Raw genomic sequence first — 12,965 nt, forward strand, 5'->3', positions numbered from 1 at the left:
TCCTGTTTTCTCTCTTGTTCCGGAACGATTTCTGCCGTATCATTACAGTAACCACTCTATCTGAAACAGGAGGTCTATTCTGTGATCCAGCGTTTTTCTTTCGGGCATCCCTTCCCCACCCAGAGCGTTGTGCTGTCTCTTCCGGCGGAAAGCGGCCCCGTTCCCTTTCTGACTCCCGATGGCACCGGCTGGCGGTTCACCCTCAGTGAGCAGGCTGCCGTCTACGGTCTGGGCGAAATGCCCCGCGGCATCAACAAGCGCGGCTGGCACTACATCACCAACAACACCGACGAATCCCGCCACAGCGAGGACAAGCTTTCCTTCTATGGTGCGCACAATTTCCTGCTGGTGCGGGATGGCAGCACCTGCTTTGGCCTGTTCGTGGATTTCCCGGGCAAGGTGTATTACGACATCGGCTATACCCGCCACGATCTATTCTCTTTCCACACCGAGACTCCCGACTATGATCTGTATCTCCTCTCCGGCGGGAACGAGAATGCGATCTGCAAGGAGTTCCGCACCCTCATCGGCCGCAGCTATATCCCACCCAAGTGGGCATTCGGTCTGGCACAGAGCCGCTGGGGCTACAAGACTGAGGAGGACGTGCGGGAGGTTGCACGCCAGTACAAGGAGCACGACCTGCCGCTGGACATGATCTGCATGGACATCGAGTATATGCAGGACTATGCCGATTTCACCGTAAACAAGGAACGTTTTCCTGACCTTGCGAAGCTCTCCGCCGACCTGAAAGCGCAGGGCATCCGTCTGGTGCCCATCATCGATGCAGGCGTACGCATCGACCCCAACGACCCCACCTGCACCGAAGGGCTGGAAAAAGGATACTTCTGCACAAAGGCCGATGGAACCCCCTTTGTGGCGGCAGTCTGGCCCGGCAAGGCCTACTTTGCCGACTTCCTGCGCCCTGAGGTGCGGGAGTGGTTCGGCCACAAATACAAGGCCCTGACCGACTGCGGCATCGAGGGCTTTTGGAACGATATGAATGAGCCCTCCCTCTTCTACTCACCCGAGCGGCTGCGCGCTTTTCTGAACGATATGGCCGCCCTGCGGGAGAAGGACAACATTGAGCAGGAGGAGTTTTTCCCGCGCGTGGTGGGCGGTGCCATGGGACTGATGAACAGCCCGGCAGACTACGCCAGCTTCTACCACGAGGTGGACGGCCAGAAGGTGCGCCACGATCAGGTCCACAACCTCTACGGCGGCAGCATGACCCGCGCCGCTGGCGAGGCCTTTGCCGACCTGCGCCCGGGCCAGCGCACCCTGCTTTACAGCCGCTCCAGCTTCATTGGCAGCCACCGCTATGGCGGCATCTGGCTGGGCGACAACAATTCCAGCTGGGCCCAGCTGCTGGCCAACATCCAGATGATGCCCAGTGTCCAGATGTGCGGTTTCCTGTACAGCGGTGCCGACCTCTGCGGCTTCTCCTCCGATACCACGCCGGATCTTGCCCTGCGCTGGCTTGAGTTCGGTCTGCTCACCCCGCTGATGCGCAACCACTCCGCAGTTGGCACCCGGATGCAGGAATACTACCGCTTCCCCGAGGTGCTGCCCGCTGTGCGCAATATGATCCGTCTGCGCTACGCCCTGCTGCCCTACCTGTACAGCGAATTTATGAAGGCCGCGCTGGAAAACACCAGCTACTTCCGGCCGTTGGCCTTCGACTACCCGGATGACCCCGATGCCCGGGAGGTGGAAGATCAGCTTCTGCTGGGCGAGGGCCTGATGGCAGCGCCTGTCTATGTCCAGAATGCCCACGGGCGGCATGTCTATCTGCCCGAACCCATGAAGCTCCTGCGCCTGCGGGCTGTGGACGACTACGATGAAGAGATCCTGCCCGCCGGACACCACTATATCCGCTGTGCGCTGGACGAAGTGCTGTTGTTCCTCCGTCCGGGTCACATCGTTCCCGTGGCACAGCCCGCCAACAACACCTCTGAGCTGGATGATGCCAGCCTGACCCTGTGGAGCTTCCTGCCCGACGGCGAATCTGCGGAGTACCGGATGTACCGGGATGACGGCGTGACAACAGAATATGAGAAGAAAGAGCACTGGAAAACGCTGCAGATCCATCATTCCTGATCGAAGTGTCCCGGAAAGGCAGGATCTCCCCTGCGCAGCATCTTGTATTTTACAGAAAACTGTATTATAATATAGATGTTCTTTACAAATTGCGTTGTGCCGCAAAACGGCACGGCGCATTTTTTACGCTTCAATTTTGGTGCAAGAGTATGAGAGAAGTTTCAAAGGAGGCGGAGCTTTCATGGCACAAATGTCCCAGGCCGGTGATCTGACCAGCGGCCCGATGCTGAAAAAGATCATCCTGTTTTCCCTGCCGCTGGCGGCATCCAGCTTTTTGCAGCTGCTGTTCAATGCTGCCGATGTGGTCGTGGTGGGCCGGTTCGCCGGCAGCGCCGCGCTGGCAGCAGTTGGTTCCAACGGTGCGCTCATCAACCTGCTGGTCAACCTGTTTGTCGGCCTTGCGCTGGGTGCAAATGTTGTGGCTGCCCGCTGCTATGGCGCAAAGGATGACCAGGGCGTGCACGAAGCGGTGCAGACCGCTGTTACCCTGAGCCTTGTGGGCGGCGTGCTGATGGCTTTTGTGGGCTTTTTTGCAGCCCACGGCCTGCTGGAACTGATGTCCAGCCCTGAGGATGTCATTGACCTTGCCACCCTTTACCTGAAGATCTACTTCATCGGAATGCCGATGACCATGCTGTACAACTTCAACGCTTCCCTGCTGCGTGCCGTGGGTGACACCCGCCGCCCGCTGGTCTGTCTGGCGGTGGCAGGTGTCATCAATGTGGTGCTGAACCTGGTGTTCGTCATCGTGTTCCAGATGAGCGTGGCAGGCGTGGCGCTGGCCACCATCCTCAGCCAGACGGTATCCGCCATTATGGTCACGGTGCTGCTGGTCAGGGAAGAGGGTGCCATGCACCTTGACCTGCGGCATCTGGGCATCCACAAGAAAGCCATGCTGCAGATCATCCAGATCGGCCTGCCCGCCGGTCTGCAGAGCACTGTGTTCAGCCTGTCCAACGTGGTGATCCAGTCGGCCATCAATTCCTTTGGCTCCACGGTCGTGGCCGGAAACTCTGCCGCATCCAACCTCGAGGGCTTCATCTACACCGGCATGAATGCCTTTGCGCAGGCGGCCGTGACCTTTACCAGCCAGAACGTGGGTGCCCGCCGGTACGACAACCTCGACCGCGTCATGCGCAACTGCCTGCTCTGCGTCACTGTGGCGGGCCTGTTCCTGGGCTGCGGCGCTTACTTTGGCGGCGAAGTCCTGCTGCACTTCTACTCCACGGATGAAGCCGTGGTGGCCGCCGGCCTGTCCCGGATGCAGATCATCTGCACTGCCTACTTCCTGTGCGGCATAATGGACACTCTGGCCAGCTGCCTGCGCGGACGCGGCTACTCGGTGATCCCCATGATCGTCAGCCTGGTGGGCAGCTGCCTGCTCCGTCTGGTCTGGATCGCAACCATCTTCCGGATGTTCCGCTCCACCGGCACGCTGTACATCAGCTATCCCATCAGCTGGGCCCTGACCGCAGGGGTGCATCTCATCTGCCTGCTGGTCGTGCGCAAAAAGATGAACGATCAGCTGAAGGAAGAGAGCCGCCTGGTCGCATAACAAAAAACGCTCTCCTGTGCTCAGCAGGAGAGCGTTTTTGTTTACAGCATCTTCTTTAACAGATATCGGTCATACCCGCCGTACATCTCACGGCGGTCGGCAATGACAAAACCGCAGGCAAGGGCATTGTTCAGGCTGTATTGATTCTCCGGGCTGACGGTGGCCCCGATGCCCACGATGCCGGGCCGGACAAGGGGCAGCGCAGCTTCCAGCAGCTTCCGCTGCAGGCCGTTGCCCCGCCAGTCCGGGTGGACCACTGCGCTGTCCGCATTGGCCCAGTGCTCCCACTCCTCCCGGGGCACCCCCAGAAAGGCCGCATAGTTGTGTGCGCTCCGGCCGCAGTAGCGCAGGATAAAGTACGCTCCCAGCCGTTCGCCGTCGTATGCCCCGATGCACAGGTCCTCCCTCAGGTAGGCCGTGATATTCTCCAGTGTGTCCGGCACAAACTGCTCCGGGTGGGGCATGGCGGCCCGCACTTCGTTCTGCAAAGCAAAGAATGCAGCGGCATCCGCAGGGCCGCACCGGCGCAGGCGAATGGGAAGCTGTGCAGACCGGCCACACACTTTTTGCAGTATCAGTTCCATTTTGTGAACCCTCCAAAAATAAAATCATACTTTCTGCTGGATTCCAGTATAATTACCATTCAAAATAAAGTCAAATCATGCTATAATGAAAGTAAGAGAATCTGTCCGGCGCAGCTTTTGGGATGCAGGGCAGGTTTTCCCAAGTCCAGGCGGGCACTGCCCCGCCCGCGAACCGGAGGAACAGCCCATGAAAGAATCCAGCTCTTCGTCATCCATCCGCCTGGGCGGTGCGGTCATCAGTGACCGTGTCGTCGCGGCGCTTCTGGAAGAACTGCGCACCGGCCGCTACGCCGATGCCGACCGCCTGCCCGCCGAGGTCGATCTGGCCGCGGAACTCGGTGTCAGCCGTACCGTGATCCGGGACGCGCTGAGCGAGATGGAGCGCGCCGGTTACATCGAGCGCGTGCGCGGCATTGGCACAGTGGTCAACCGCACCGTGCTCGGCCTGCGCAGCCGCCTTGACCAGAAGCTGGAATATTACCCGCTGATCCGCAGCTTTGGCAGCTACCCCCACGCCGATGGCATCCAGATCTATCCCATCCGCGCCGGGGCCGAGCTTGCCCGGGATCTTGCCATTGCACCGGGGGATGAGGTCATCTGCATCAAAAAACGCATCCTGGCCGACACCACCCCGGTCATCTACTCCATCGATTATCTGCCCCGCGCCCTCTTTGGCAGCCGGGACTACACCCGCATCGACCTGAGCGGCGGCGTGTTCGATATCCTGGAGCAGGAATGCAACCAGCAGATCTCCTCGAATGTGGCCCACCTCAAGGCCAGCTGCGGCGACGAGGCCATCCGGGCTGCCATGCGTCTTGCCCCCGGCGAGGCCATGCTGCTGCTGGATGAGATCTGCTTCAACCGTCTGTGCCACCCGGTCATGCGCTCACTGAGTTATTACACAAATTTCTTCGATTTTTCCATTCTACGAAAATTACTTTGACGGAGGTAAAATTCATGCGCCATCTCATCGATCCCTTGGATTTCAGCCAGGAGGAGATCACCTCTCTGCTGGATCTGGCCGACCGCATCCGCTCCGACCCTGCCGCTTATCAGGACGTTGCGGCTCACAAAAAGCTCGCCACCTTGTTCTATGAGCCGTCTACCCGCACCCGCCTTTCCTTTGAGGCGGCCATGCTGAACCTGGGCGGCCATGTACTGGGCTTCCCGAGCGAGACCGTCTCCAGCGCTTCCAAGGGAGAAAGCGTTGCAGATACCATCCGTGTGGTCTCCTGCTATGCTGATATCGTGGCAATGCGCCATCCCAAAGAGGGCGCGCCGTTCCGCGCTTCCCGCTACTCCCGCATCCCGGTCATCAATGCCGGTGACGGCGGCCACCAGCACCCCACCCAGACCATGACCGATCTGATGACCATCCGCACCCGGATGGGTCGGCTGGATAATCTGACCATCGGCCTGTGCGGCGATCTGAAGTTCGGCCGCACCGTCCATTCTCTCATCAAGACCATGGCACGCTGCAAGAACATCCGCTTTGTGCTCATCAGCCCCGAGGAACTGCGGGTGCCCGACTACATCATCAAGGATGTGCTGGAGGCCAACGGCATCGAGTACCGTGAGACCCGGAGCCTGGAGGAATCCATGCCCGAGCTGGATATCCTGTACATGACCCGTGTGCAGAAGGAGCGTTTCTTCAACGAGGAGGATTACATCCGCCTGAAGAACAGCTACATTCTGACCAGCGAAAAGATGGCCCTTGCCAAGCCTGAAATGGCAGTGCTGCATCCCCTGCCCCGCGTGAACGAGATTGCGCTGGATGTGGACAATGACCCCCGTGCTGCCTACTTTGAGCAGGTGCAGAACGGCGTATACATCCGCATGGCACTGATCATGACGCTGCTGGGTCTTGCTGACCCCAAGGCACCGAAGGAGGGCAACTGATATGCTGAATATTGACGAGATCCAGAACGGCATTGTGATCGACCACATCAAGGCAGGCACCGCTGTGGGCCTGATGGAGCTGCTGGGCATCACCGGCAACAAGACCGCCAACGTGGCACTGATCCAGAATGCGCGCTCTCACAAGGCCGACTGCGGCCGCAAGGATATCATCAAGGTTGAGGGGGATGCCTCCTGGCTGAACCTGGACGTGCTGGCCTACCTCGACCCTGACATCAGCGTGACCGTGATTGAAAACGGCAAGGCTGTGCGCAAGGAAAAGCCGAAGCCCCCCAAGCGTCTGGTGAACATTGTGCGGTGCCGCAATCCCCGCTGCATCTCCTCCATTGAAGAGGAATGCGACCAGATCTTTGAGATGAGCTCCAACGGCAAATACCGCTGCATCTACTGTGAGCAGGAGCTGCAGGTGAAGCCGGAATAATCGGTACAAAAGCAAAAGGCAGTGCGTCCCACGCGGCGCACTGCCTTTTTTGTTTGTTACACGAAATCCTCCCGCATCGGAGTGAAGATATCCAGTAGGATGCCCGCTTCCGTGCAGGTGCAGCCATGCTCCACACCGTCCTCCTTCCGGCCCGATCTCAAACAAAAAAAGCCCGACAAAGCTCCCTCCGGCAGCACCGCCCGGCATCCCATTCCCACATACGATGCCGTGCAGGTGCAGTGCATTCAGAAGGTCTCTATCTGCAGCAATCCCCCAAGATCGCCATTCAGAGCTTCGTCAGACTTTTTATTCGTAAAGACGTTCCGGCCCACGCACACACGCCTGCGTTCCCGGATGTTCCTTCCTCTGTCGGCCGCAAACCATACAGCGGGGAGGCGCTCCTGCCTTTAACTTGGTTTCATTGTAGCAGATTCCGATGAAACTTTCACCCCAAATGTCATATTCTGCAGGGTTTCATGTCATAACTTGCGGAGTGGGATGGTGCAGGTAAAGCGGAACCAGCACTCCCGGCAGCTGATGGTATATTCGCCGCCGTATTTTTTCAGCACATCCCGCACGTTCCACAGCCCGAAGCCGTGGCCCGCCCCTTTCTGAGAGATGCGGGGCAGCTGGCCGTCCACGAGGTTCAGGTCCTTTTTCACCCGGTTGCGGACAGAGAGCACCACCTCGTCCTCGCTCTTCCGCATCCGCACATAGACCTCCGGCGGATCAGCCTGCGCGGCGGCCTCAATGGCATTGTTGAGCAAATTGGAGAGCACGATCACAAGATCCGTCTGGCCCATGGGCATATCCCGCAGATCGGGCAGATCAAAATAGACCATAACCCCTTTTCGGCTGGCTTCCTCGTACTTTTTGCTGAGCAGGGCATCCAATAAAGGGTTGTGGGTGTTCATAATGGTGGTATTCGCCGCAATGGTCTTTGTGAGCGTGGAAAGATAGGCCTTTGCGCCCTCGTAATCGCCCTGCTGAAGCAGCAGAGCCAGTGCATCGGTGTGGTTGGTGAACTCATGGGTCAGCCGCCGCTGAGTCTTGTAGGATTCCAGAAGAGCTTCTGCGCTCTTCTTCTGGCGCACAGCCTCCACCATCAGTGTCTGCTGCAGCAGCATCTGGTCGTTGACCATCTGCACGATCCCCAGATGGATCAGCACTGCTATGGTCAGACCAAAGGTCAACATCATATTCATCATGCTGGGCACTTCACTGCCGCCGGATACCATCAGCACGATGTTCAGCACCACAACGATGCCAGGAAAGAAGGACATGACCAACATCTGCAGCGGGGTCAACGCCTGCTCCCGCCGCCAGCGCCGGATAATGTAGGCTGCAAGCAGGCCAGCCCCCACAACAGCAGCAACCAGCAGGAACAGACAGCTGCGGTAGCGCCAGACCTCCCGGACCGGAATGTGCTTACACCAGGCAAAGGTGTAGCTGACTGTATTTTCCGTCAGCAGGCACATAATGCCGTTGACAAGGCAGGCCGAGAGCTTCTGGTTCCAGCTTCCGCCGAAAAAGAGCACCGTGACCAACAGGTAGATGACGTTCAATATTACAGATCCGATATTGAAAAAGCCAATGTCATGCCGGATCGAGGCCGCCAGAAATACTGCTGCCAGCAGGGCTGCCCACAGGCAGGGGAAGCGGAATCTCCTGCCGCGGCCCAGAAATGCATGGTCCACCATGATAAAGGCCGCCCACTGGCCAATGCAGACCAGATGCCCCATCAGAAACCAGAGCATTTCCTTAGTCATCCCCAAACTGCCCCTTCCATTCCAGATAGGTGCTGCGGATCTCAGCATAGCCGTTCCGGCTCACGCCCAGCTTGACCCCATTGCGCAGGGTAACCATATAGCTGCTGATCTGCCGGATGTACTTCATATTGACCACCGCGCTCCGCCCCACCCGCAGAAAGCCGTTCTCAAACAGGGCCTGCGGCAGCTCGTTCAGCTTGCCATAGTAGGAGCACAGGGGCTGATGAGCCACATCTCCGTAAACGTTGATCTTGCGCAGGTCGCTTTCGAGGTAGTAGATGCTGTCGTAGGGCAGCTCAGTCTCGGTGCGGTTCTGCCGGATGGTCAAGGTCTTGGGAGCCCGGTGATCCTGCTCGTGCAGAATGGCATCCAGACAGCGGGGCAGCTGGCAGTCCAGGTCGCGCTTGAGGATATAGCGGAACGCATTCACGGTGTAGCCCTCCGGGGCAAATTCCAGATAGGCCGACACATACACCAGGCAGATCTCCGGGCTGCACTGGCGCAGCTGCTTTCCCAGTGAGATGCCGTTCATGGTGTCCAGATCCACATCCAGCAGCGCCACCTGATACAGATCAAGGTCCCGCCGGGCCAGTGTCTCTTCCCCGCTGTGGCAGACGGTGCATTCCACCTGCAGGCCCCGCCGCGCAAAAAAATCCCGGACGAGCGTTTCCACGCGGGCAGCAAATACCGCATCATCATCACAGATCAAAATGTGCATTGTGTCCTCCAACAAAAACGCCCTCTCCGTCAGTGCTTCGCACTGCCGCCTCTCCCAAAGGCGAGGCAATTGCTGCTCTGACTTCAGGCTGTGCAAGCTGCTTCCCCATCAAATGCGTTGCCCTCCTTGGGGAGCTGGCGAGCGAATGCGAGACTGAGAGGGTTTATTTCCTTATGCAAAGAACTTGTCGTAGATGCCAAAGGCGAAGATGAACAACACGATCACGGGCAGACCGTAGGTCAGGTAACCGCGCATCCAATCGTGGATCTTCAGCCCCTCGCCGGTGTTGACCTCTTTTTTATAGTTGTCCCAGCCCCAGCCATAGCGGGAAACGCAGAACAGCAGGTAGACCAGGCTGCCCAGCGGCAGGAACAGGTTGCTGACAAGGAAATCCTCGAAGTCCAGCACTGCACCGCCAAACACGGCAAAGCCATCCCAGGCCCAGAGGTTATACCCCAGCACGCAGGGCATGGACAGCAGGATGATGAGGAACAGGTTGACCAGACTGGACTTTTTACGGGTGCAGCCGGTCAGCTCCATGCCGCAGCAGATGATGTTCTCAAACACCGCCAGCACAGTGGACAGGGCAGCAAATGCCATGAACAGGAAGAACAGGCTGCCCCACAGCCGCCCCAGTGCCATGTTGGCAAAAATATTGGGCAGGGTGATGAAGATCAGGCTGGGACCTGCGGTCTGATCCACGCCAAATGTAAAGCAGGCCGGGAAGATGATGAGACCGGCCGTGATGGCCACAAAGGTATCCAGCACCACCACACGAACGCTCTCGCCCAGCAGGGAGTGTTCCTTGCCGATGTAGCTGCCAAAAATAGACATGGCACCGATGCCCAGGCTCAGGGTGAAGAAGGCCTGATTCATCGCACCCACCAAGGTGTTTACGATGCCAACCTCCTTCATACGGCCAAAGTCAGGCACCAGGAAGAAGGAAAGGCCCTCCTTTGCGCCGTCCATGAAGAGGCTGTTCACGGCCAGAATGACCATGATGAGGAGCAGGGCGATCATCATGCCCTTGGTCACACGCTCCAGACCATTCTGCAGGCCCTTGGCGCAGACCAGAATGCTCAGAACGACCACGAACACCATCCAGAAGGTCATAATGCCGGGGCTTGCCAGCATCTCGGTGAACTTGCCCGCCACCTCGTCTGCGTTCAAGCCGGAGAGCTTTCCAGCGGCGGTCATATAGAAATAGTGCAGCATCCAGCCTGCAACGGTGGTGTAGAACATCATCAGCAGGTAACAGCCGATCAGGGTAAAATAGCCGTGGATATGCCACTTCTGACCCGGCTTTTCCAGCACCTGATAGGCGCGCACCGGGCTTTTGCGGCTGGCACGGCCCACAGCAAATTCCATGGTCATAATGGGCAGACCCAGAATGACCAGGAACAGCAGGTAAAACAGTACGAAGGCTCCGCCGCCGCCCTGACCTGCCATATAAGGAAATTTCCACACGTTGCCAATGCCGATGGCACAGCCTGCCGACAGCAGGATGAAGCCCAGCCGCGATTTCAGCGTTTCACGTTCCATAATAAATTTGTCCCCTCCAATAATTTCAGCCGCCCGCCTTCCGCGCGAAAAACAGGCGAAATCAGTTTATTATATCACAAATTGGAAGAGAATGGAGTGCTTTTTCGTATTTTCCCTTGCAAATTTCTTTCATCTTATATAAAATAGACAAGATGAAATGTGTACAACACGGAAAGGAACAACCGGATGGTCTCAGACGAAACAGCCTACCGGAAGTATCTGGCCGGAGACGAAGCTGCCGCTCAGCTGTTGGTGGAGCGGTATGGCGACGCGCTGACCCTTTACATCAACGGCGTGCTGGGCGATATCCACGAGGCAGAGGATCTGATGATCGAAGCCTTTGCCCATATTTTTGCAAGAGAGCGGCCCATTCAGGATGGCTGCTTCAAGGCTTACCTCTATAAAACCGGGCGCAATCTCGCATTGCGCTGCAAGACCCGGCGGCGGTTTTTTCTGCCGCTGGAGGAACTGCCTTTTGAACTGCCGGACGAGGCACTGGCCGAAACCGGGCTGTTCCAGAACGAACAGCACCAGCAGCTGTACGCCGCACTGGGCAAGCTCAAAAAGGAATACCGGGAGACACTTTTTCTGGTCTATTTTGAAGAACTGAGCTACCGGCAGGCCGCACAGGTGCTGGGACGTACCGAGCAGCAGGTAACGAACCTTGTGTACCGGGGCAAGCAGCAGCTGAAACAACTTTTGGAACAGGAGGGATATCAGTATGAAAACTGATGCCGAACGGATGGCGCTGATCCGCCAGCGCACGGCCCAGCTGCAGCGTCAGGCGCGCGCACGGCAGATGCTGCTGATCGATGCAGGCTGTATGGCGGCCTGTCTTGTGCTGGTGGTCTGCCTGGGCCTTGCCATGCCCGGCTGGGCAGGCACATCGGTCGCGCTGCATGTTTCCCCCACCGGCACCGCCGGGATGCTGAGTGAGCGCGGAGCCGACGGTTATATCCTGGTGGGCGTACTCTCGTTCCTGCTGGGCTCCTGCGTGACCATCCTGCTCTACCGCCTGCGCCGCAGCAATGAAAAGAAGCACACGAGGGACGACGATGAGCTTTGAGATCATTGACAACACCTTTCAGGTGATCGTGCTGGCTGCGATGGCGCTCCTCGCCTTTCTCCTCGCCTTCCGGCGCAGCAGCCGCTCCTGCCTGATCCTGGCGTTCGGCTACGCCAGCTTTATGATGGGTACTTTGTACTACCTGCTCCATCTGATCATTCTGGGCCATGGGCCGCAGGTGTTTTATGTGGCCGAATGCTCCTGGATGGCCTCGTATTTCTTTTTTCTCTCGCTGGAGATCCTCTATTGGGAGGGCCTGCACCCGCCGTTCTCGCCTTTTGCGCTGGCGGCCGGGGTGGTCATTGCCGGAGTTGTCATGCGGGTGCAGGTGTTTGGCCCTTCGCCGCTGATGTCTGGTGTGCTGGCGCTCACCTTTGGCGCGCTGGCCTATCTCTGTTTTTCGGCCCTGCAAAAGGAAAAACGACTCCGGCCTTATGAGATCGCACTTTTGTTTGAAATGTCCTTGCAGATCCTTCTGTTCGTTGCCTCCGAGTTCATCCGTGATTACACCCGGTTCAACCTTTACTATGCTGTGGACATCCTGTTGACCCTCACACTGGTCAGCTTCCTGCCCCATATCCTGCGGGAGGAACCCCATGACCTACATTGAAAACATCTTTTTGTGCCTGGCGCTTCCCATGCTGCTCTCCCTGCTGTTCACATCGGGCAGCCCCCGGCGCTTTACCCTGTTCGTGGTGCTGGGCATGGCTACCTGCCTGCTTTCGGCTTATGTCAGCAGCTTTTTCATGGGGCGGCACCAGTGCAGTGCCGTGACCACCGCCATTGAGATCGCACCTGTCTGCGAGGAGATCCTGAAGCTGCTGCCTCTGCTGCTCTACTTTTTGATCTTTGAGCCGGATTCCCACAAGCTGACTCCTGCGGCCATTGGCATTGCAGTGGGCTTTGCTACCTTTGAAAACGTCTGCTACCTGACCGAAAACGGTGCAGGAAGTTTTGTTTTCCTGCTCATCCGCGGCATGTCCGCCGGGGCCCTGCATCTGGTCTGCGGCATCCTGACCGGTCTGGCACTGGCCTATGTGTTCCGCCGTCCGTGGCTCACCTGCACCGGCACGGTGGGGATTCTGGGGGTCTGCATGGTGCTGCACGGCATCTACAATCTGCTGATCACCGCCGACGGCTTCTGGCAGATGGTCGGGTACTTCTTTCCTTCTGCCATCATCGTCACCCTGTTTGCGGCAAGGCTGCTCCACAGGGGCAGGCACACTGTTTTTCACTGACCGTTTCCCGCTCTTTTCCGGAGCGGGAAATTTTTTTGAACTTTTTTCAAATTTGGGT

At 58.0% G+C, this 12,965-nt stretch carries 13 protein-coding genes; 9 read left to right on the top strand and 4 right to left on the bottom strand.

Going from position 1 to position 12,965, the window contains the following annotated elements:
- The first annotated feature begins 81 nt into the window (after window positions 1–81).
- Both GXM22_RS08095 and GXM22_RS08100 read left to right on the top strand, forming a co-directional pair.
- Complete coding sequence (locus GXM22_RS08095; RefSeq protein WP_035394473.1) at window positions 82–2,097, top strand: glycoside hydrolase family 31 protein; 2,016 nt, start codon at window positions 82–84, stop codon at window positions 2,095–2,097.
- A gap of 181 nt (window positions 2,098–2,278) precedes the next feature.
- Entirely contained in the window at window positions 2,279–3,652 is a 1,374-nt protein-coding gene (locus tag GXM22_RS08100) for an MATE family efflux transporter (protein WP_035394475.1), read from the top strand.
- Between the two features lie 41 nt (window positions 3,653–3,693).
- Here the strand turns inward: GXM22_RS08100 and GXM22_RS08105 are convergent, their stop codons facing one another.
- Window positions 3,694–4,236 (bottom strand): GNAT family N-acetyltransferase, encoded by a 543-nt coding sequence (locus GXM22_RS08105; protein ID WP_005934446.1) that lies wholly within the window; start codon window positions 4,234–4,236, stop codon window positions 3,694–3,696.
- A gap of 187 nt (window positions 4,237–4,423) precedes the next feature.
- Between GXM22_RS08105 and GXM22_RS08110 the strand changes: the two genes are divergently transcribed.
- From GXM22_RS08110 to GXM22_RS08120, 3 genes are read left to right on the top strand one after another with little or no spacing between them, the layout of a single operon-like run.
- Window positions 4,424–5,179: a GntR family transcriptional regulator gene (locus GXM22_RS08110; protein WP_005934447.1), complete on the top strand. Its 756-nt coding sequence runs from the start codon at window positions 4,424–4,426 to the stop codon at window positions 5,177–5,179.
- 14 nt (window positions 5,180–5,193) lie between these two features.
- Complete coding sequence (pyrB, locus tag GXM22_RS08115) at window positions 5,194–6,135, top strand: aspartate carbamoyltransferase (RefSeq protein ID WP_035394477.1); 942 nt, start codon at window positions 5,194–5,196, stop codon at window positions 6,133–6,135.
- A gap of 1 nt (window position 6,136) precedes the next feature.
- The gene (locus tag GXM22_RS08120) at window positions 6,137–6,574 is read left to right on the top strand and encodes an aspartate carbamoyltransferase regulatory subunit (RefSeq protein ID WP_005934452.1); all 438 of its coding nucleotides are present in this window, start codon (window positions 6,137–6,139) and stop codon (window positions 6,572–6,574) included.
- Window positions 6,575–7,053: 479 nt separating this feature from the next.
- Here GXM22_RS08120 and GXM22_RS08130 read toward each other — a convergent pair whose 3' ends face one another.
- From GXM22_RS08130 to GXM22_RS08140, 3 genes are all read right to left on the bottom strand, one after another.
- Window positions 7,054–8,343 carry a sensor histidine kinase gene (locus tag GXM22_RS08130; protein WP_099357174.1) on the bottom strand — a complete coding sequence of 430 codons (1,290 nt, stop codon included), beginning with the start codon at window positions 8,341–8,343 and terminating at the stop codon, window positions 7,054–7,056.
- Window positions 8,336–9,061, bottom strand: coding sequence for a LytR/AlgR family response regulator transcription factor (locus tag GXM22_RS08135; protein ID WP_035394482.1), 726 nt, complete (start codon window positions 9,059–9,061; stop codon window positions 8,336–8,338). Before GXM22_RS08135 ends, GXM22_RS08130 begins: the two co-directional genes overlap by 8 nt.
- Window positions 9,062–9,232: 171 nt before the next feature.
- Window positions 9,233–10,603, bottom strand: a complete 1,371-nt coding sequence (locus GXM22_RS08140; protein ID WP_005934460.1) for a sodium-dependent transporter — start codon at window positions 10,601–10,603, stop codon at window positions 9,233–9,235.
- A 186-nt stretch (window positions 10,604–10,789) separates the two neighbouring features.
- Between GXM22_RS08140 and GXM22_RS08145 the strand changes: the two genes are divergently transcribed.
- The 4 genes from GXM22_RS08145 to GXM22_RS08160 are packed head-to-tail and all read left to right on the top strand — an operon-like array spanning window position 10,790 to window position 12,907.
- A complete protein-coding gene (locus GXM22_RS08145) occupies window positions 10,790–11,335 on the top strand; it encodes an RNA polymerase sigma factor (RefSeq protein WP_005934461.1) in 546 nt (181 codons plus the stop codon).
- Window positions 11,325–11,669 (top strand): hypothetical protein, encoded by a 345-nt coding sequence (locus GXM22_RS08150; RefSeq protein ID WP_005934462.1) that lies wholly within the window; start codon window positions 11,325–11,327, stop codon window positions 11,667–11,669. The genes GXM22_RS08145 and GXM22_RS08150 overlap by 11 nt, the downstream gene beginning before the upstream one ends.
- Entirely contained in the window at window positions 11,659–12,279 is a 621-nt protein-coding gene (locus GXM22_RS08155) for a hypothetical protein (RefSeq protein WP_005934464.1), read from the top strand. Before GXM22_RS08150 ends, GXM22_RS08155 begins: the two co-directional genes overlap by 11 nt.
- Window positions 12,266–12,907 carry a PrsW family glutamic-type intramembrane protease gene (locus GXM22_RS08160; protein ID WP_005934466.1) on the top strand — a complete coding sequence of 214 codons (642 nt, stop codon included), beginning with the start codon at window positions 12,266–12,268 and terminating at the stop codon, window positions 12,905–12,907. Before GXM22_RS08155 ends, GXM22_RS08160 begins: the two co-directional genes overlap by 14 nt.
- Window positions 12,908–12,965: the final 58 nt, after the last annotated feature.

It is taken from the genome of Faecalibacterium duncaniae, assembly GCF_010509575.1.
GTDB classification, from domain to species: Bacteria; Bacillota; Clostridia; order Oscillospirales; family Ruminococcaceae; genus Faecalibacterium; species Faecalibacterium duncaniae.